The sequence below is a fragment of the Abyssisolibacter sp. ZYX002 genome, assembly GCF_056892235.1.
Genome location: NZ_JARMXH010000002.1, coordinates 266,069 through 287,375, shown reverse-complemented (window position 1 = coordinate 287,375; position 21,307 = coordinate 266,069). Strand labels below are relative to the sequence as shown.

Below are 21,307 nucleotides of genomic sequence, written 5' to 3'. Positions count from 1 at the left end.
GTAATTAATTTATAAAAAAGGGGAGTTATATATGAAAGCAAATAGTTTGTACAATTACGGTAAATCGCTAGATAAGGTAATTGAAGACATGCCAAATGATGCGAGAGAGTATGTTCAAAAGGTTTTTAAAAGTGAAATGAAGAAAAATCTAGGATTTATAAAGATGATAAGGTTTATATTAGCTAAGAGAACATATGATAAAAAGATAGCAAATATAGAGCACGATGTTGCAAGAAAATTAAATGTTCAAAGCGAGAAGTTTGTAAAAAACTTATTAAATAGAGCTAGTGCTTTTGGAGCTTTGAGCAAAATAATAGGAAAAGATGAAGCACTCAAGTTTAACTGTAATTTGGCAGAGAAAACAACGTATGATTTAATGTCTAGATTTCATCCTACATTAGAGGAACTAAAAAGCTGTGGAGATCCATTTGAGGTATACAAACAGTATATGATAACTGGTTTAGAAGCGAATGTAAAAGTAGGAATACATGAATTTGAAGTAATAGAAGATACAGATGATGTTTTACGATTTGATGTTACTTCTTGTGCATTTCATTCTATTCCAGATTATATAGGTCTTGGAGAAACATGTATTGTAAGTTGTTACAGCGATGATGTATTTTATCCACGTTATTGTGAACAATTAGGTCTAGAGTTTATTAGGACTGGTACGATTGCTCGTGGGGATAAAGTATGTGATTTTTGTTTTAGGCGTAAGAAATAATATATAGATTAATTCAAATGAGTGAAATAGACGTAATACTATCAAACTATAACTTAAATAGACCTATCATCAACCACCATTTGAAATGGTGGTTGATAATTTATACTAGATGTATTAAGGATTGATTCATTAATTGGTAGAAAAAATTATTAAAAGATTGCTATTATCAATTTTAAGATCAAAATAACTGTGACTATAGATAATTTATCAGTAAAAAATATTGCAGTACCTATAATATCTATAAAGTTCATATTGGCTAAGAGGAGGAAATATATATGAAGTACGATTTTAATGCAGTAGTACAAAGGAATAATACATATTCATTAAAATGGGATCCTATATTCTTAGAGGATGTATTTGGTAGAAGTGATGTGTTACCACTATGGGTTGCAGATATGGATTTTAAGTGTCCACAACCTGTAATTGATGCTATTATTGATAGAGCTAAGCATGGGATTTTTGGTTATGTGTTTAGAGAGCATAACTATAATAATGCAGTTATAAGGTGGAATAAAAGAAGACATAATTGGGATGTAAAAGAAGATTGGTTAGTGTATACTCTTGGTATTGTAACGGCAGTAAATCAGTGTGTACAAGTGTTTTGTAAACCTGGAGACAAAGTAATAATCCAAAATCCTGTTTACTATCCTTTTGGAGAAGCAATATTAAATAATGGATGCCAAATAGTCCATAATCAATTAATAAAAAAAGATAATAAATATATTATGGATTTTGAAGGTTTAAATAAAAAAGTTAAAGATCCATATGTTAAGATGATAATACTATGCAATCCTCATAATCCAGTGGGAAGAATTTGGTCGAGAGATGAACTTATAAAGCTAGGAAACATATGTATAGAAAACAATGTTATCATAGTATCAGATGAAATTCACAGAGATTTGACATTCAAAGGGCACAAACACATACCTTTTGCCAGCATTTCAGACAAATTTGCTCAAAACAGCATCACTTGTACAGCTCCTAGTAAGACATTCAATATAGCAGGGCTAAAAACATCAAACATAATAATTCCAAATGAAAGATTACGAAAAAATTATACGCAACAGTTAAGACGTAATTCTATAGAGTTTGCAAATATTTTTGGAATAGAAGCATTAATAGCAGCTTATAATCATGGAGAAGAATGGTTAGAAAATGTACTCGAGTATTTAGAAAGCAATGTAGAATTTATTGATGAATTTATAAAAGCAAATATACCAAATGTGACGTTTATAAAGCCAGAAGGAACTTATCTTGGTTGGTTAGATTTTAGAAATATAACAGAAGATATAAATAAATTAGATAATATACTCATTAACAAAGCCAAAGTTGCATTAGATAGTGGACATTGGTTTGGAGAAGGTGGAGAAGGGTTTGCAAGAATCAACTTTGCATGTCCAAGAGAAATTCTAGAAAGCGCTATGACTAGAATACAAAAAGCAATAGGGTAGTAAGTGATTTAGGTAACTATAAAAAATCGAAATTTATTGGCTCAGACGAGAGGGGTTTATTGGTCAAGTTTTTGTTGTTAAACCAATAATTAACGAGCAACTATATGACCCTCAAAGATAATCTAAAATAATTACTAAAAAACCATCAAAGTAACAAAGAAGCATATCCGTTTTTCTGGAGAAGCGACTTTAGAGTGCGTGTTCCTACAACGCTTTTAAGCAATAAAAGGAACATGTACTATACGGAGTCCGTAAGAAATTAGGATATGCTTCACCAATATATAAAGAGTAACCAAGAACAACAAGTTTTTTTATCGTACAAAGCATGACTCTAAAAAGAGATATCAAAAACCACTTTATGAGCCATTACCAAATAAGACTATTAATCTACTCAAATTAATGGTCTTTAACCGTATTATTGTTTAACTATTGTATTCTGCGTTTATCTCAGCAATCCATTCATCAAAAATAGGAGATATAGTTCTTAGCCTATCAAAGGTTTCATCGCCTTTTACCTCATCGTTACCAAACGCATCTCTAACACTATCAATAAAATCAAGCCCCATAGCATCGTACACCTTTTCAGCTAATAGTGTAAATTGCTTTTGATACCAATCATAGTTTGGAACAGGCATATCACAATATACTTCATCTAGTGCATCCATACTAGTATATTCAGGCTTGCTACCGTCTAGATATGTTATATAAGCATTTGCTTCCCATAGTTTAGCTAACTCTGGTGCTTTATTACGCATGAAAGCATATGCAAAGTATGTAGCCATAAATTCATTGAACCAGTTGTTTAAATTATCATTTCCGTTTTCAATAGTAAGAGTGTGACCAATTTCGTGTAATCCTATAAGATCAGGGAATTGTTTAACAGCATCTTCATACGAATAATTAATCTCACTTAGAATGTCCTTAATATTTTGAGGAACGATGTCCTTAAATACTAACATGCTTTCTACTACTATACCGTCTTCTGTTGCAGGGAGAACTATAACAGAGATCTCTTCCAACATAACAAATGGAAGCCCATATGGTAAATCGTATTTTTTTTCCCATGCCTCTCTATCAAGAAGGTTAACTTCTACTGTTAGATTAAAACCTTTCTTTTCGTTGTAAAACTCTTTCATTTGCTTAAGCAGATTGTATTGAGCTGTTGCTTTTTCTAGGTAACCCTTACTGTATTTCACTCTAAGTTTTCCGCTACCGATACACTCTAAAGAATTTTTATCATCAAGTGTTTTCATACTATCGCCTCATTTCTTAGTTTTTTTAATGGAGTATATCTGATATAATAAAACAAATATTATTGATATTATAAATAACGACCTACACTGCATGTCAATTGCTAGTTTAGGTGGTGTTTCTAGTTTATCATGTAGTTAACTGCACGATATTAAAGTGGAGGTAAAAATGAAGATACAAGAATTCGCAGACCTATTCAATATAAGAAAATCAACAGTAAGATATTATAGAGATATAAATTTAATCATACCAGAGAGAGTGAAAAACTATTGTGATTTTGGCAAAGACTGCATTAAAGACATGCAAGATATACTAGAATTAAAGGAAATGGGATTTAGTATCGAAAAGATTCAATCAATAAAAGCATACGAACGATTAATGGTTGTATTTGATGATAAAGACAAAAAAGTAATTAACGAAATAGCAAAGAAAAAGATATTTGAACACAAACAAGAAATGGAAAAAATACAACAAAGAATCAACATGATAAATAAATATATCAAAATGCTAGAAAAAAAGAATGATAGCAAACCAATCGGGATTTCAATAGCTATGCTAGATTATTTATGCTGCCCATACTGTAAAGAAAATTTTGTAATAACAGATGCAACTATAGAGAGTCATGCTGTACATTCTGGGATAATTGAGTGCAGTTGTGGATGTAAATTTAACATAAAAAATGGTATATTGATTTGTGATGATAATTTAGAACACGAAGCATTTGATAAAAAAGATAATAAGTTTTTACTAGATGATCCTTACTCAAAAATTACAATGAACCATATCTTAATAAACAATAAAATGGGTAAAAGTTTAAAAAAGCATTTAAACTTAGTAAATCATGAAGATGGTATAATATTTTATTATTCAGATACAGATATACTGATGATGAAACTGCATGAACTGTTTGAGCAAAACGGTAAATATGTCTTTGTCTCATTTGACTTTGAAACTATCAGTAAATTTAAGAATAGACTTGAGATATTAGGGATAAAAGGTAATTTTATGTTTATATTAACTAAAGATGTTTTGCCACTAACTGATAGCATTCCATGCATAGTAGACAACTCAAGTAATATGGTTGAATACTTAATAGGATTTCAAAGTGGATATAGTATACAATTATTAAATCAAATACTAACAACTAAAACCAATGTCTTAAAATTTCGACTTACATTACCTTTATCGGCTAATACGTTTAAAAAAATACCAGAGTTAAAAAAATATATTACAGATAACTCATGTAACAAACATTTAGAAGACTATAGATTTGAGATTAAGCACAATGAGTATATTGGAGATATAAATGATTTGGAAAATTTAAATTCAATGTATGATGGAGAAGATAGTTTAAAAGTTAGTTTGCTACTATTAAGTAAATTAGATTTAAATAAGAAGGAAGTGTCTCAATAGACGCTTTCCTCCTCAACTAATTCTAGTTGTTTTTCAAGTTCAAAACACATCTGAATAATTAATTTTTCCTCCATAGTTAAACAAGGAAAAAAGCTGATTATATTAAATTGAGATACACAGCCCAGAAAATATCCAAAACGTATATGTAACGTCACCGAAGAATTTCTATATTGATAGGAACAAGGCGGATTCTACTCTGAGAATATGTATATCAAATCTTAGATATAAAGACATAAAAAGGGGATTGAATGTTCTATTTAATGATTTATAATAGAAAGTAAGAACTAACACAAAAGGGGGAATGTCATGAATTTAAACGAAATCCAGACTAAAATCAATAAATTCACTGACGAAAAAGGAATCAAGTCTAATGCAAATATAAGAATACTTGACCTTATATCCGAAATAGGTGAATTATCAAAGGAAATTTTAAAAAGCACTAATTATGGAGAGAAAAAATTTACTATAACAGATGATTATAAAAGTGAAATAGGAGATGTATTTTTTTCACTTTTATGTTTAGCCAATGAAACGGATGTAGATTTAGAAGATTGCTTAACTAAAGTAATAGATAAATATGAAAAGAGATTTGAAAGCATAGGAAGTGTTGGTTCGGGTAAGTAGATAATATGACATTAAATGTGAGCTAGAAAGGGAGTATATCTATGAAAAAAATAATTTTAGCAATATTCGTAGTTTTATCACTAGTAGTATTAAAAAGTAATATTAGCCAAGAAGATGTAGAATTTGCGAGTCATGATAAGGTCCCAAAGATTGAGGTTAAAGATAAAATCAGAGAAAAATTAGAAAGTATGTCTCTAGATGAGAAAATTGGACAGTTGATTACAGTAGGATTTGAAGGTAACACAGCTAATGAAGATATTAAGAGTATGGTTGCAGATTATCATGTAGGTGGTGTGATATTATTCAAAAACAATATTGTAAATCCACAGCAAACACTTTCATTAGTGAATGATATAAAAAGCATTAATAACAAGAACAATAAGACTCCACTTTTCATTTCTGTTGATGAAGAGGGTGGACGAGTTTCAAGGATGCCCAAGGAACTGTTAAAGCTACCTACCAATAAGGTGATTGGAGCTAAAGATAATCCTAAGTTGTCTTTGGAGATAGGGAATGCAATAGGATTTGAACTTAAGTCGTTAGGTTTTAATATGGATTTTGCACCTGTACTAGATATCAATAGTAATCCTAAAAATCCTGTAATAGGGGATAGATCTTTTGGTAATAACAAAGAGGTTGTTAGTAGGTTAGGAATCACAACAATGAATGGCTTACAGATGCAAAACATAATATCTGTTGTAAAGCATTTTCCAGGTCACGGAGATACATCAGTAGACTCACATTTGGGTTTGCCAGTAGTAGAAAATGATATAGATAGATTAAAAAGATATGAATTAGTTCCTTTTCAAAAGGCAATAAATGAAGATGTAGACGCTGTAATGGTTACACATATATTGTTCCCTAAGATTGATAAGCAATATCCAGCATCTATGTCAGATAAAATTATAAAAAACATTTTAAGAAATGATATGAAGTTTGATGGAGTTGTTATGTCTGACGATATGGAGATGGGAGCGATAACGAAAAACTATGGTATAGAAAAAGCGGTTGTACGATCTATAAAATCAGGTAGTGACATGGTACTTGTATGTCATAAATATGATAACCAAGTGAGAGCAATCAAAGCGTTAAAACAGGCTGTAAAGGATAAAGTTATTTCCATGAAGCAGATAGATGAAAGTGTCATGAGGATACTGAGATTAAAAGATAAGTATAAACTAAGTGATAAAACAATAAAAGATGTGCATATAGATGAAATAAACGCAAAGTTGCAGAAGGTTTTACATGAAATATCTAAATAAAGGGGAGGGGCTATTTTGGATAAAGATATTTCAAAACACAACATATTATATGAGAGTGGAAGCAAAGAACTGCTACCTCACATAAAAGAATTATGGGAGGAAACAGCGAAGTATCATATGGAAAAATCACAATATTTCAGAAAGTCGTTTGTTAATATTAAATTTGAAGATAGACTTAAATCATTTGAGGATGATAATAAAGAGGTGTTAGTAATACTTGTAAAAGATGAAGCATCAAATAATATTGGCTATATAGTAGCATCTATAACAAAAAATAAAATTGCGGAAATAGAATCATTTTATATTATTGAAAAATATAGAAATAGAAAAATTGGAAATAAACTAATGGATGATGCTATATCGTGGCTTGAATATAGAAACCCAAAGAAAATTTCTGTTGGAGTAGCTGTAGGAAACGAAGATGTGATGAGGCTGTACCAGAAATTTGGATTTTATCCTAAGGTTATTATTTTAGAAAAGTTATAAGGAAAAATAATAAAACTTGACATTCGCCTTAGACTAAGGATTATCATATAATTGTAAATATTGTTGGAGGGGAATGTAAATGGATAAGAGATATTTAATAAGTGAAATAGCGAAAATGTTTAATATTACTACTAATAAATTGAGATTTTATGAAAAGAAAGGGGTAATAACATCTTCGAGAGATGATGAAAATAATTACAGGTATTATACAAATGATGATTTACTTAAAATCCAACTAATACTTATTTATAGACAGATTGGTTTTTCTATTAATGATATAAAAAAACTGTTAAATAAAGATTATAAAGATGATGTAATAAACCATTTTTACAATCAATGGAATATAATAAATAACGAAGTGCATAGGCTCAGATTATTAAGAGATTCCGTTGAGGGAGTAATGGATATCATTTATGATAATAAAGGTGATGAATATATAGAAAAATTAATAGAAACTATAAATAAAATGAATGAAGTAAAAGATATAAGTGATAATTGGAAAGATAAATGGGATTTTGATAGTTGGGCAAAAAGATATGATTCATCAGTTGAGAGTGATGACATTACAGGTATATTTAAAAATTACTACAAAGTGTTACAAACTGTATATGAAAAATCAATAGAAAACATAAGTGATAAACCAGAGCAAAAAAGAGTTTTAGATATAGGAATTGGCACTGGTAATCTTACAAAGAAATACCTAGATAGTGGCTATAATATAGTAGGGCTTGACCAATCTAGAGAGATGCTGAATGTTGCAAAGCAAAAGCATCCCAATCTAAAAGTAAGATTAGGCGAATTCTTAAAAATACCTTTTGATAATAGTCAATTTGACATCATAGTCTCAACTTATGCATTCCATCACTTAAATGAGAACGAAAAAAGATTAGCCATAAAAGAGATGTTAAGAGTTCTCAAGGAAAAAGGAAAAATTGTAATCGGTGATTTAATGTATGAAAATGAATCAGAAAAAATAAAGCTACAAAATACCTCTACAAAAGAGCAAATAGAAGCTATGGAAGATGAGTACTATTCTAATATTGAAGAATTAGAAAATGAATTAAGAAAATATTCAAAAAAACTTGCGTCATGCAAAATAGATAGAGTCAATTTTGTTGTAGTTATTGAATAGTATGGTTAAAATAACCCATGGACAACTTGAATAAATTAGTCTATGGGTTATTAGTTTGTCTGAGGTTATTTTATGTATTTGTCAAAATACATGCGAGATGTTACTAAACTAGAGTCGTTAAAGATTATCAGAGTTATTAGATATACATATGCTAGACAAACATAAAATAAGTATGTCGATAAATATTATAGCTTTTCAGTCCTATAATATTTATTACTAGATTTAGATATTAGTGATTGCGGGTGTGAACATTATAAACTCGTAAAGTTTTAATATTTACATAATAACCAAGATTATGGCAACCATATTCACTACAGATATACCACTTGGTGATAGGCTGTTCATATTGATAAATAGTACAATCAGTATGTTCAGGACATTTGCATTGACCTACAAGTTCTGGCTTGTGTTCAACTGTGTCCGCTAAGGTCATAGGGCGTTTGCAATATTTGCATGTTGGAATATTTGTACGGACAGACACTTTAGATGTTTCTTTGTTCATTGGCAGTGTACTTGCTATACATATACTAGATAGACAAAGAACAATTAATACTACGAATATGATCATCTTTTTATTTAATCTCATTGTTTCACCTCCTTAAAATTTAGTTTAACAATCTACCCATAATATAACATATAATCTTAAAAAAGTAAATATATAGAAAAAATAAAGAGAATTTCCATTTACTAAAAAAAGGACTAATCATGAAAATGGTCAGTCCTTTTTGGTTTGATGATATAGTCATCTATATGTCTGTATGTAAAAGAAGTTCATGTTGGGGATATGTTTAAAGCGAATAATGAAATCATAACAATACTTAACTTTTACATACAGTTTTAAATTAATTTTACGATGCCTTTGATTCTGAGGCATTTTTTTGTTGTGCTTTTTTAGATAATGATGATTTGAATAGAGTGAATGAAGTATATAGTATAACAGCGTCTACTAACCATTTAAGAACATTAAGTGGTAATTCTTTAACAATATAAGCTGCAATTATAACACCAACTATTCCACCTATAGTAACTCCTAATGCAGCTCTTTTATCGTATGCACCTTCTTTAACGAACTTTACAGAAGCTACTGGCATCAAGAATGCGCAAGATCCCATCATTATCGGGAATGCTATTTTTGAAGATAAACCTAAAACATATATAAGTGCCATACATGGAGCGTAAAGACCTATACCAGCTGTCATTAAAGCACCTAAAATAAAGTTACCTACAACAGCGATTACTAATTTACCTCCAGATAAACCTATAGCATCACCACCGCCAGGCATTAAGCCTAATTGACCAGCTACCATCAAGCAAACAGTTATAAGTAAGGCTACTGCCATAAATAACTGAACTTTCTTTTCGTCCATTTTAGATACTATTCCAGCACCGGCATAAGCACCAAATGCAGCTGCTGCTAACATTGAAATTAGAGTTAATGAATCTACTTCAATAACTTTTATAAATATAAATGCCTCAAGTACTACAGGTATAGTGTGTGCAACATTTAACGTACCTGGCAAAACTCTATCGTCTACTTGTTTCATCCCTTTAAATAGAGCAGTAGTTGGAGCAAAGCAACCAATACCTAAAGTGTCAAAGAAATCAGTAATAAAGCCTATAATCGTGACTTTGACCCAAGAGTTTTTTGGGTTTAAATTATTTTTATTTTTCATAAAATCTTTTCCAAAAACAACAGAGAACCATGCAGTTAAAGCACCTAAAGCGCCTAATATATAAGTGATCATGTAAAACCTCCCAAATATTCGTTATTTTTTTAACCTATTACTTTAAAACAAAACCATATTTAACAGGATCGTCAGGGTCAATTACAAAGTGATTGAAACCTGTGATATACGAAGCACCTGTTATTTTAGGTGTAATTGTGGTATAATCTTTGAGCTTTCCAGTACCAACAATTTTACCTTTAAATAGAGTACCTAGAATACTTTCATAGATAAAATCTTCACCTTCTTTTAATTTACCTTTTGAGTAAAGTGTTGCTAGCTTTGCGCTAGTTCCAGTTCCACATGGAGATCTGTCTACTTGTCCTTGTCCAAATATTACTACGTTTTTGTAAGTAGCCTCTGGATTTGTTGATTCGTCATATATTTCAATTAGGTCTACTGTTTTTATATGATTCAATGTGGGATGTTTAATTTCAATATTTTTATTAATAATATTACGTAATTCTAGTGCTATTTCTTTTAGTTTACTTGTGTTTTCAGGTATTATTTTTAGTCCTAGCTGTTTAGCATGAACGATAGCAAAAAAGCTACCACCGAATGAGATATCAAACGTAACCTCTCCGATTTCAGGCATTTCAACCTTAACATCTTTCTTGTATAAGAATGCGGGGACATTGACTATGGAAACTTCCTTAACTTTGCTATCTTCTACTTTAGCTTGAGCAGTTACAATACCAGCAGGAGTATCCATTTTAACATTAGTAAAAGGTTCTTGTGCTTCTACCATACCTGTCTCGATAGCAGCTGTTATAGCACCTATTGAGCCATGACCGCACATATTTAAATATCCGCCACCATCCATGAAAATAATCCCGAAATCTGCATCTTCTACTGTTGGAGTTGTTATAATAGAACCAAACATATCATTATGTCCTCTTGGCTCATGCATTATAGCTGTTCTTAAGTGGTCTAATTCGTTTTCTAAATAAGTTTTTTTGTCTGCCATTGTTTTTCCCGGTATCTTAGGTATACCCCCAGTTATGATTCTAGTGGGTTCTCCCATAGTATGAGAATCTATGGCATAGATACTTCTTATTGCCTTCATAAAAAGTCACTCCTATCTGTTGTTATGAATATAGAATCTTGAATTTTGTATACTCGATCATTTGATTTTTTGCCTCATTTTTAGCTTGAGTAAGGCTAAAGCTTTTTTTGCATCTAGTTCATTAATATTGTTTTCTCCAACTACTTCTGTCTCAATTCCATTATCAGATTTGTTAAAATCAACTATAGTGTCCATATATCTATTAGTTACGACGAATTTGCCTTGTACACCGATAAAACTTAGCCCTACTATAGGGATATTTCTTTTTCCTATTTCCATAATTGTATTTGCAAAATCAATATCTGAATTACCCCAGCCATCGCATGATATGATAGCTCCATCTGCACCCATAGCTTCAGTCCACTGGGCAACTCTTTTGCCTACAAAATGCTTTTCGCTGTTATCTTGAGGAGTCCCAACAATAATAATTCCTAGCAAATCAACATCAGTGTCAGCAGACACTATATTTAGCAATGGATCTCTAAAATGATGCAAAGATGTTTCTTTTGTTGAAGGGCCTATTCCCATATATATACACCTCTATTTACTGTTAAGTCATTGCTCTTATTGCACCATCTCTGTATTCGTTAGGAGATAAGATAATCGGTACATTTCCCATATCAATTATTGATTTGCCGCCAGTAACTCCACTTGGCTCATTTGGCAAAATAATATTATCGTGCATAGCACCTTGTCCAGCAACTTGTTTTACAATGACTATTTTTTTATTAGTTGAAGCTTTATTTTCCACATACTCATGAACTTCATCAGCATATTTACTGTCTAATTGCTTTAATTTATAGCGAATTTCTTGTATAAAATTATCACAGGATTTATGAGCTTGCATTGGAAATCTTCTTTCGCCTAGAAGATTTCCTTTAAGCAAGACATCAAAGTGTAGGATATAATCATTAGCAGAAGGAGTCCCTGATCTACCAAAGTATACTTGCTCTTTTAAATTACCATCAGAGCTACCGAATTCAGACATCTGCTCTCCAGCTTCGCTTGCACATGTTAGCATTACATAAACACCTGTAAGCGTGTGAGTTATACCTTCTCCAAGATTTCCTAGACACTTTACTGAAATAGGGATAAAATCTAGAATATTGTTTACGTGTTTATCATGTTGATTAGGTTTTATTATATCAATATCAATTTGTTTTATAATATCTTTATTGTAGCTACAATTCTTAAAATATTCACTACCTATTGTGAGTGTATTATCTTTGATACGAAAATTATCCCCAAGCTCAACTCTGTTCATATGAAAACTTTTAATAACTAACCGTCTTTTTGTAATACTCATAGAACATATCTCCTAATAATATATTTATACTTTTGCTATATACTCATATGGAAGACTAACTATTCTTCCTGGTGTTTCAATTTTCACTAGCTGAGCTAATGTATCTCTAACTAGATCTCTTTGCATCTCAGGGTTGTTAGGTTCACCTGCATTTGCACCCATTGGAACTAGTGGAGCAGTAACTCTTGGAGCTCCATTTTGTCTAACTACTGGTGGTAAAGCCGCTATAATAATAGTAGGTATACCAATAGCTTCAATCGCTCTCTGCACAATCACGGCAGAGCGGTGGCACGTACCTCAGCCTGCTGTTAGCAAAACAGCATCTACTCCATCTTCTTTGAATATTTTTGCGATTTCTGGGCCTGTTTCTTCAGTGAAAATGCTTACATCTCCACCACCACCCATAAATCCTACGTGTCTAGGTGCTACTGCTTTAACGAAGCCTTCATCTACAAGTTCTTTTAATCTGTCGATAGGAAACATACAATTGATGTCTTTGTTTACATCACCATTGTCGTATCCTCCATGTGAAACCATTAAATCTGTACCAACTGCACTACCTGGCATTACTCTGAAACTTGTATCTCCAGCAAGGTTGAATCTCTTATCAGATTTTAAGTGTACACCTGCAGCTGTTGCAATAGCTACGGTCATGTCTTTTAATTCTTTTTCAACAGGTGTCCAGACTACAGGTGGTGTAACTGGAACATAAATTTCAGATTGTAAGCCTTCAATAACTGTTAAACTCATAATCTTCCTCCTTTTGGTTAATAAAATTACTTAACTTTTCTTAATTGTTGTTGTTTTATAGCATTATTAGCATACTCTTCATCTACATCTGGACCTAAAACCTCAGGATATGTCATCATAAAACCTACTTCTTGTCCAATTTTAAGTTCATAGTCACTAATAACCATTCTCTTAGGCACATATAGTTTTCCCATTCTACCTTTGAAGTCTATGCCTACAGCACAATCGTTGATTTCAACGACTATACCTTCATAATATCTTTCAGTGGAAACATACTTTAGCTTATCCATCTATTTACCTCCACTCTTTATAACTTATTAGTTTTCATCTACCTCGTAGATTTCTCTTCTTTTCTTACTCTTTTCTAGAGTAGTTTCATTTGGAGCAAGTTCTATTTTCTTTCCAGTTGCTTTTTCAATGACATCAATGTTGTTTAGTTTTACATTTGGATTCCATGCTCTTTCAGGATCTTTTAGTTTTCCACCAGCCATTTTAACCTTTAACATGCACATTGCTCTAAGAGCATCTTCATATGTGATACAGTTATTTTCAAGTATTTCGTTTTCAATACCTTGTTTTGATTTATTAAGGTCAACCATAGCATCCATGTATTTATTACCAACAACTAATTGCCCTTGAATAGCTGAGTATGTCATACCTACGACAGCGATTCCTCTTTTACCTATTTGTTCAATATGACTAGCAAAATCAACGTGATTGTTACCAAATCCTTCAGTAGTTATGATAGCTCCATCTAAGTCTAATGCTTCCACTGTCATACCTAAAACTTTAGATACATAGAATTTTTCAGAGTTAACCTGAGGTGAACCTACTAGTATAACACCAACTAAATCTATTTCTTCATCATTCATAGCTTCAAGTACTAATGGCTCTCTAAAGTAATGTCTAGATGTTTCTTTAGAAGCAGGGCCAATACATGTTAATGCATGAACATAACCATCAAGTATTTGAAGAGGGGAAACCATTACAGGAACATTACCCAAATCAACATTAGCTTTAGCACCTAAAGTACCTACAGGTTCTACAGGCATTAAGTAGTTATCATGCATAGCTCCTTGACCCATTATCTCCTTAATAACAACTACTTTTTTCTTACCTATACGTCTTTTTTGAACAAACTCTTCTGTGTTAATAACTAGTTCGTCACCTAATTTCTTAAGAGCTTCTCTGATCTCTTGTGTAATGATATCAGTTGCTCTATGAGCTGACATTGGACCAGGTCTTTCCATTCCTGTTCCAGCTTTAACTGTAACATTAGTTTTTATAAATATTTCTCCTCTGTCAGGAGAACCAGGTCTACCCCACATGATGTTTCTTTCTAAGATACCTTCAGATGAACCAAATTCACCTATTTGAACGCCATCTTCGTCTGTTCCAGTAACCATCATTATAACGCCATCTGCTATTCTAGTGATTCCTTCACCAAGTTCACCTTCTTCTTTAGTAGCAATTGGTTGAACATCCATTATAGTATCACTATATTCACCGTATTTATCTGTAGTAATTATATCTAGTTTCATATCAATAACTAATTCTTCAGACTCTATAGCGTCAGCGCAAATGCCTTCTCTTAAGTAAAGAGTTGTTCCTTTTATTTCAGTTGTTTCTCCAAATTTTACTTCATCTATTTTGAAATACTTTCTTACTAGATTTCTAACTATTTTTTCTTTACAAGTAGGTTCTTGCGTTGATTTTTCAACCACATTAACAGGAGATTCATTAACAGCGGTGTTAGTATTCATACCTGTCATAGTAAGTGGTATTTCTAAGTTGATATTTTTACCTTCTCCAATATGGATTTTAACCATTTGATTACCAGTGTTATTAGAATATGCTACAGTGCCGTCCACAGATGGAGTAGCAGTAGCGATATCTTTTGATGGCTCTTGCTTCTTTACATCATCAGAGTCAGATTTCTTAACTCCACTGAGTACATCAGCAGTAAGAGGAGTTAATGCTTCAACAGTACTAGTAAGAGTAGCGCCTAAAACCTCTTTAATTTTTAAACAATTATCTGGTATCGTTAATAAACCAGATACCTCTAAATCAGGAACGATATTAGGGTCCTCTAAACAAGACTCATCGATTACTGTTCCTTCTTCAAATCTACAACACGTAACAGCATTGTCATTTAAATGCTCCATTGCTGTTTCTTTAGTGATAGACATAAAATTCACTCCTTCATTAAATATTAGCTTTTTTTTCTTCTGTAAAGCTTGTGACCACTTGCTCTTAAAATATGGTCTGTACTATGATAAACTGGAACTCCTAACCTAGGAGCTATTTTCATAACTGTGTCAGTTCAGCCTTCACAAGTACCAGCAATGATTGCCTCTGCACCTTGTTTCTTAAGATATAAGACAGTCTCAGCTTGTCCAGGACATACACCTGGTTTTTCACATCTATATCTTCCGTTAACTTCTATCATTCTTTTGCATTTTTTTGATGCAACAACCTCAGTACCCATTTGCTTAGCTATTTCTTCTAATCTATCTTCATTAGCGCCACATTCACAAGCGATAACGCCAATCTTTCGCACTTCTTTAGGCAGTGGCATACTTACCAATATTCCTCCAGATGTCTTAGAAATAGGGGACTGTTCAGTACAATGATTTCCTGTAAAAGGACCTCCCATTACTAGTTCTCCATATGGTTTTATATATCCACCGCATTTATCTATCAAATACCCTGCAGGTGTACCAATTGGAACGTCAAAGAATGTTTTTCCACCTTTAGCGTTTTTGACTCTTCCACAGACAGTTATATCTTTGCTTATAACAGGCTTTCTTTCCTCAATTGCCAAAACGATGTTTTTAAGCGTTTCAGCATTAGACACGATAGCATTAGCTTCAAGAGGAAGCTGACCCGGTTTTAGAGTTATGCCAAGAATCTCTCTAACGATAACTCTTTCATCTCCAGCAGGATACATGTTAGGTAATAGTTTAACCTCAATATTGCTTTCTTTTTCACAAGCTTTTATTAAAGCGTCTATAGCTAGTTTATAAATAGGCTTTATTGCGATGTAACCTTTTGAAGCATTCGTAATTTCCATAATATATTTAACACCTTTAACTATATAATCTGGATTAATAGTTGACATCTGTGTGTTATGATTTAACAGAGGTTCACACTCTGCTAGATTTGCTAATACATAACCACCTTCAAGATTGGTGTTTAGTTTTGTATGAGTGGGGAAGCCAGCACCTCCAGCGCCTACAACTCCAGCTTCTTTTATTAACTCTAAATAATCGTCTGAAGCCTTAATTTTTTCATATTCTTCTGGTTGCTCATCAAAAGCATCAATAACTATAACATCATTTTCGATTTTTTGAACAATACCAGATACGCTTGAATGGATATTAGCTCCTAGTCCCGTAGGTTTAGCTATAAGTTCACCTTTTTTTACGATTTGTTTTTCCATAACGATAGGCTCACATGCTACGCCTACATGTTGTTTTAATAGTATAGAAATTATCAATATCTCACCCCCTCGCATATTTTTCAATTATATATTATGCAAGGAAGATGCCAAAATAAAAAGGTGAGCTAAGAAGAAGTGAAATGCTCGTTTTTGGCTTATGCATGTAAAATATAAACATTTATAGTGACTAAATATCGTCACAAACAACAGCATAATATTACTGTTTTTTTGTTATTAACTTAACAATCAACAATATGACTATATTTAGTCATAGTCTAAATATCGACACCGTTATATTGAATGATTTTTGAGTGCAATGTAGTTCTTGGTATATTAAGCAACTTAGCTGCTTTAGTTTTACTACCACCTGATTTTTTTAATGCTTCTTTAATGAGTGTTATTTCAAGATTTTCAACAGCTTCTCTTAAATCAAGTGTATTGTACTGCATATCTATTTTCTTTTTGTTTGTTAATTGTTCTTTGATATAGTGTGGTAATAGTTCTTTAGTAAGAGTGTTATCTCTGCAAAGAACAACCATATGTTCAACTGTGTTTTTTAGTTCTCTTATGTTACCGTCCCAGTTGTATTTTTCAAGTAAATCTATCACATCATTGTCTATATGAGGTAACATAATGTTATTTTCACTAGCTGTTTTTTTGAGGAAATGATTGAGTAACAAAACTATGTCTTCTTTACGATTTCTTAAAGGAGGTAGTTCCATTTCAATAATGTTTATCCTGTAATATAAATCTTCTCTGAACTCACCTTTTTCAACCATTTCTTTAAGATTCTTATTTGTTGCAGATATAACTCTGACGTTAACTTTAGTTATTTTTTCTGAGCCAACTCTTTTAATTTCTTTTTCTTGTAAAACCCTTAGAAGTTTAGCTTGCATGAATAGTGGTAGATCACCTATTTCATCTAAAAATATAGTTCCGTTGTTAGCTAGCTCAAATAATCCCTTTTTACCACTTTTTTTTGCTCCAGTAAAGGCACCTTCTTCATATCCAAAAAATTCACTTTCAAATAATTCAGTTGGTATGGCACCGCAATTAACAGGAACAAAATATCCTTTAACCCCGCTATAATCATGAATAGCTTTAGCAAATACTTCTTTACCAGTACCACTTTCACCAATTATAAGTATAGAAGCATTTGTCTTTGCAACCTGCTTGGATAATTGTATTTTTTCTTGTATAGATTTACTTGTACCTATTACTTCACCAAAATTAGTATTTGAATACTTATCAACTTCTCTTTGTAAAAATTCTAGTAAATCATTAGCTTCCTCAAGCTCAGTTTGCATTTTTTTAATTTCAGTTATATCTTTATCAGTACTAACTATACCAGCAAATTTTCCGTTTACCATTATAGGAGAAGCACTTATGATTATATGGTAGTCTTCTCTAGGAGAATGATATACGTTGCGAATAGTTTTTTTAGTTTCTAGTAACTTAACATCTATAGCGTTTGGAAAATAGTCTTTTAGATATTTACCCATTATTTCAGATGCACTAATTCCATACAGTTTTTCGGATTTTTTGTTCCAAAGTATGACTACACCTTTATCGTCTATTGCACAGATTGCTTCCTGTATATTGGTTAGTATATACTTTAAAATAGCATGGGTTCTTTCAATACCCATATATAAAAAGTCTCTTATATGTCCTTGTCTAATAACCCCCACGATTTGATTGTTTTCTAATACAGGTAAATGTCCAATATTTTCGTTTAGCATTATATCTCTACATTCTAATAATGTATGATTAGGTGTTACGCTGATGATTTTTCTACTTTTTTTTATGCTTTTATAGCTAACATTTTTATTATTAAGGATATTAAAATCCTTCATAGTCAGTATATCTATGAGGTTATTATTATCATCAAGTACAAGAACTTCTTTATCAATGTTTTGAGTTAAGATATCTTTTATATCATTTGACCATGTATCTTCATGAATCTTTATAAAATCCTTAGACATAATCTTGTATGCAGATATGTTGTTTGGATGTAAAAGCATCTTTATGCACCCCTTTGAGTATTTATTATATTGCAATCCCCGTCGAGTCTAGTTTAACACAACAATGTTACAAAAATCAAAGTGTAGAATTTCATAATTATGAAAATATTAGTATTTTATATTTTTAGGGTTTTATCATCTTAAGATTAATAGTTACTTTGGTCACAATAAATTACCAAGTACAAAATAGATTGCTTGTGGTCTTAAATGATGTGATAAGCTTGTTTAAAATTATTGTTGTGATATGATACTAATGTGCTAGTACATAAAAGTTCTAAATTATATTATGGAATAATACTTAAATAAGAGGTGACGGTATGGGAAAAATGAAAAAATTTAATAATGAAATTCAACGCTTTGGTAGATCGTTGTTATTACCTATAGCTGTTATGGCGCCTATGGGTATGATATTGGGACTTTGTGGAGCTCTTGTGCAAAGTTATATGATAGCTAAAGTACCGTTTTTGGGTAATCCTGTTATAAACACACTTTTAAAGAGTTTACGACAAGTTGCTGGAATCGTTTTCGCAAATATCCCATTATTATTTGCAATGGGTGTAGCCTATGGAATGGCGAAAAAGGAAAAAGGTATAGCAGTGTTTTCCTCAGTTATATCATACTTAGTTCTAAATATTACAATTAATATTTGGTTAAATGTCACAGGAAATATAGTGGATCCTTCAGTAATGGATCAACATGGACAAGCGATGATATTAGGAATACAAACATTGCGTTTAGATGCTCTTGGGGGTATTATCTGTGGATTAATAGCAGCTAAAGCAGCTGATCGTTTCTACAACCTTGAATTACCCGTAGCATTTGCTTTCTTTGGAGGTAAGAAATCAGTACCGACTATTTCAGTAGGTTTATCAATGGTAACAGGTATTATAATTCCGTTTTTATGGCAATTTTTAACGTCTGGTTTAATGCATCTTTCAAAGATACTATTAAATTCACACTTTGGAACGTTCTTATTCCATACAATGAATAGACTATTGATACCATTTGGATTACATCATGTTTGGAATGCATTGGTAAGATTTACACCAGCAGGAGGAACATATATTATAGGAGATAAGACTTTTGTAGGAGTAATACCAACGCTTAATCATGTATTATTTGAAGCAGGGCCAGGAACAAAGGCGTGGGAGATGTTGCCTGAGTTAACTAGATTTGAAGCACAAGTACAAATGGTAACAACTATGTTTATATTACCAGCTATAGGTTTAGCAATGTACAAGACTGCAAAATCTAAGAATAAGAAATTAGTCAAAGGTATGATATTAACAATGGTACTTACCGCTGTTTTAGGAAATGTTACTGAGCCAATGGAGTTTTCTTTCTTATTTGTAGCTCCACTATTGTTTGGATTCCATGCGGTAATGGTAGGTATCACAGGTGTATCATTGTATCTATTGCATACAGCAGTAGGATATATAAGAGGTACAATATTTGATTTTGGTATTTTTGGTTTAATGTATGAAAACACTAGATGGTACAACATACTAATAGTTGGGGCAATAATGTTTGCAATCTACTATTTTGTATTTACTTGGGCAATTAAGAAGTTTAACATATCTACACCGGGTCGAGAAGATGAAGAGATGGCTAATAACAGTCTACTCAAAGAGAAAAAATACGCAGAGATTGCTAAGATAGTTATAGAAGGGCTGGGTGGAAAAGACAATATACTTAATGTTGATAACTGTATAACAAGATTGAGAATAGATTTAAATGATGTTAGAAAGATAAATAAAGATAAATTAATGGAGTCAGGAACATCAGGAATATTCTTACCATCAAAGAAGCATATTCACGTTGTTTTTGGACCACATGTAGAATTTGTTAAGAATGCAGTTGATGATCAACTATAAATAATTTTAAGGAGATAATATATGAATTTAAAAAGGCTAGTAGAAAATTATGATTCATTAACAATTAACGAAAAGAGAATAGTTGAATATATAATGAATAATCCCAAAAAAGTAGTTCATTTGACAGCAAATGAACTAGCAGCTAAAGTTTTTATTTCAAAGACGTCGATTATAAACTTTTCTAAGAAACTAGGATTTGAGGGTTTTTCAGAACTTAGATATTATCTTAAAGAATTTGTAACTAGCCAAGAAGCTAAAATCGAAAGACTATCTTATCAAGATATGACTCGAAATTTGCAAGATGAATTAAACAAAACACTGGCATTACAGAGTGAAGAAAATATAAAAGTTGTTGCTGAGAAAATAATCAATGCAAAGACTATTTATATTGTTGCAAGAGGTGCTTCTAGGCATGTTGGTACTATGCTAAATTCTAGATTATCTATCTTAAAATTAAAATCAATATTTATTGAAGATATAAATTTAATAGATGTCATAGGTGAAAGGTTAACAGAAAATGAGGCATTAGTACTAATATCATTATCAGGTGAAACAGAAATAATAAAAAATGTTGCAAATATTGCAAGAGCTAAAGGAATTGATGTGATTGCATTAACCTCATTTTCTAATAACTCTTTACAAAAAATAGCGAATTATAAGATGTTTTGTTTTGCTGATGAAATTGAGACAAAACATAACGACTTAATTCCTCGATTAGGATTACATGCTGTGGCTCAACTATTAATTATGTATATAAGTATGTATGAAAAGGAGTAATATT

At 31.7% G+C, this 21,307-nt stretch carries 20 protein-coding genes; 9 read left to right on the top strand and 11 right to left on the bottom strand.

What is annotated here, in order from left to right; translation table 11 throughout:
* Positions 1–31 precede the first annotated feature (31 nt).
* Complete coding sequence (locus P3X86_RS07340) at positions 32–724, top strand: L-2-amino-thiazoline-4-carboxylic acid hydrolase (protein WP_483292014.1); 693 nt, start codon at positions 32–34, stop codon at positions 722–724.
* 275 nt (positions 725–999) lie between these two features.
* Positions 1,000–2,175 carry a MalY/PatB family protein gene (locus P3X86_RS07335; RefSeq protein WP_483292013.1) on the top strand — a complete coding sequence of 392 codons (1,176 nt, stop codon included), beginning with the start codon at positions 1,000–1,002 and terminating at the stop codon, positions 2,173–2,175.
* 422 nt (positions 2,176–2,597) lie between these two features.
* On the opposite strand, the gene P3X86_RS07330 is transcribed toward P3X86_RS07335, so the two are convergent.
* Entirely contained in the window at positions 2,598–3,428 is an 831-nt protein-coding gene (locus P3X86_RS07330; RefSeq protein ID WP_483292012.1) for a hypothetical protein, read from the bottom strand.
* Positions 3,429–3,594: 166 nt separating this feature from the next.
* Here P3X86_RS07330 and P3X86_RS07325 point away from each other — a divergent pair, with 166 nt between their 5' ends.
* The 5 genes from P3X86_RS07325 (at position 3,595) to P3X86_RS07305 (ending at position 8,343) form a co-directional block, all read left to right on the top strand.
* Positions 3,595–4,839: a MerR family transcriptional regulator gene (locus P3X86_RS07325; RefSeq protein ID WP_483292011.1), complete on the top strand. Its 1,245-nt coding sequence runs from the start codon at positions 3,595–3,597 to the stop codon at positions 4,837–4,839.
* Positions 4,840–5,145: 306 nt separating this feature from the next.
* Complete coding sequence (locus tag P3X86_RS07320) at positions 5,146–5,463, top strand: MazG nucleotide pyrophosphohydrolase domain-containing protein (RefSeq protein WP_483292010.1); 318 nt, start codon at positions 5,146–5,148, stop codon at positions 5,461–5,463.
* Between the two features lie 41 nt (positions 5,464–5,504).
* Positions 5,505–6,725 carry a beta-N-acetylhexosaminidase gene (gene nagZ, locus P3X86_RS07315; protein ID WP_483292009.1) on the top strand — a complete coding sequence of 407 codons (1,221 nt, stop codon included), beginning with the start codon at positions 5,505–5,507 and terminating at the stop codon, positions 6,723–6,725.
* A 15-nt stretch (positions 6,726–6,740) separates the two neighbouring features.
* The gene (locus P3X86_RS07310; protein WP_483292008.1) at positions 6,741–7,211 is read left to right on the top strand and encodes a GNAT family N-acetyltransferase; all 471 of its coding nucleotides are present in this window, start codon (positions 6,741–6,743) and stop codon (positions 7,209–7,211) included.
* 79 nt (positions 7,212–7,290) lie between these two features.
* Positions 7,291–8,343 carry a MerR family transcriptional regulator gene (locus tag P3X86_RS07305; RefSeq protein WP_483292007.1) on the top strand — a complete coding sequence of 351 codons (1,053 nt, stop codon included), beginning with the start codon at positions 7,291–7,293 and terminating at the stop codon, positions 8,341–8,343.
* A gap of 229 nt (positions 8,344–8,572) precedes the next feature.
* On the opposite strand, the gene P3X86_RS07300 is transcribed toward P3X86_RS07305, so the two are convergent.
* The 10 genes from P3X86_RS07300 to prdR form a co-directional block, all read right to left on the bottom strand.
* Positions 8,573–8,929 (bottom strand): hypothetical protein, encoded by a 357-nt coding sequence (locus P3X86_RS07300; RefSeq protein WP_483292006.1) that lies wholly within the window; start codon positions 8,927–8,929, stop codon positions 8,573–8,575.
* Between the two features lie 262 nt (positions 8,930–9,191).
* Complete coding sequence (locus P3X86_RS07295; protein WP_483292005.1) at positions 9,192–10,088, bottom strand: sulfite exporter TauE/SafE family protein; 897 nt, start codon at positions 10,086–10,088, stop codon at positions 9,192–9,194.
* A 37-nt stretch (positions 10,089–10,125) separates the two neighbouring features.
* Entirely contained in the window at positions 10,126–11,133 is a 1,008-nt protein-coding gene (locus P3X86_RS07290; protein ID WP_483292004.1) for a proline racemase, read from the bottom strand.
* A 57-nt stretch (positions 11,134–11,190) separates the two neighbouring features.
* Positions 11,191–11,661: a glycine/sarcosine/betaine reductase component B subunit gene (locus tag P3X86_RS07285; RefSeq protein ID WP_483292003.1), complete on the bottom strand. Its 471-nt coding sequence runs from the start codon at positions 11,659–11,661 to the stop codon at positions 11,191–11,193.
* A 22-nt stretch (positions 11,662–11,683) separates the two neighbouring features.
* Positions 11,684–12,439, bottom strand: coding sequence for a proline reductase cluster protein PrdD (gene prdD / locus P3X86_RS07280; RefSeq protein WP_483292002.1), 756 nt, complete (start codon positions 12,437–12,439; stop codon positions 11,684–11,686).
* 24 nt (positions 12,440–12,463) lie between these two features.
* Positions 12,464–13,189 carry a D-proline reductase (dithiol) protein PrdB gene (prdB, locus tag P3X86_RS07275; protein ID WP_483292001.1) on the bottom strand — a complete coding sequence of 242 codons (726 nt, stop codon included), beginning with the start codon at positions 13,187–13,189 and terminating at the stop codon, positions 12,464–12,466.
* A 26-nt stretch (positions 13,190–13,215) separates the two neighbouring features.
* Entirely contained in the window at positions 13,216–13,479 is a 264-nt protein-coding gene (locus tag P3X86_RS07270) for a CBO2463/CBO2479 domain-containing protein (RefSeq protein WP_483292000.1), read from the bottom strand.
* 27 nt (positions 13,480–13,506) lie between these two features.
* Entirely contained in the window at positions 13,507–15,378 is a 1,872-nt protein-coding gene (gene prdA / locus P3X86_RS07265) for a D-proline reductase (dithiol) proprotein PrdA (protein WP_483291999.1), read from the bottom strand.
* Between the two features lie 23 nt (positions 15,379–15,401).
* Positions 15,402–16,706, bottom strand: coding sequence for a proline reductase-associated electron transfer protein PrdC (gene prdC, locus P3X86_RS07260; RefSeq protein WP_483292538.1), 1,305 nt, complete (start codon positions 16,704–16,706; stop codon positions 15,402–15,404).
* A gap of 200 nt (positions 16,707–16,906) precedes the next feature.
* A complete protein-coding gene (gene prdR, locus P3X86_RS07255; RefSeq protein ID WP_483291998.1) occupies positions 16,907–18,652 on the bottom strand; it encodes a sigma-54 dependent transcriptional regulator PrdR in 1,746 nt (581 codons plus the stop codon).
* 317 nt (positions 18,653–18,969) lie between these two features.
* Between prdR and P3X86_RS07250 the strand changes: the two genes are divergently transcribed.
* Entirely contained in the window at positions 18,970–20,526 is a 1,557-nt protein-coding gene (locus tag P3X86_RS07250; protein WP_483291997.1) for a PTS transporter subunit EIIC, read from the top strand.
* A 21-nt stretch (positions 20,527–20,547) separates the two neighbouring features.
* Positions 20,548–21,303, top strand: a complete 756-nt coding sequence (locus tag P3X86_RS07245; protein WP_483291996.1) for a MurR/RpiR family transcriptional regulator — start codon at positions 20,548–20,550, stop codon at positions 21,301–21,303.
* The last annotated feature ends 4 nt before the right edge of the window (positions 21,304–21,307 follow it).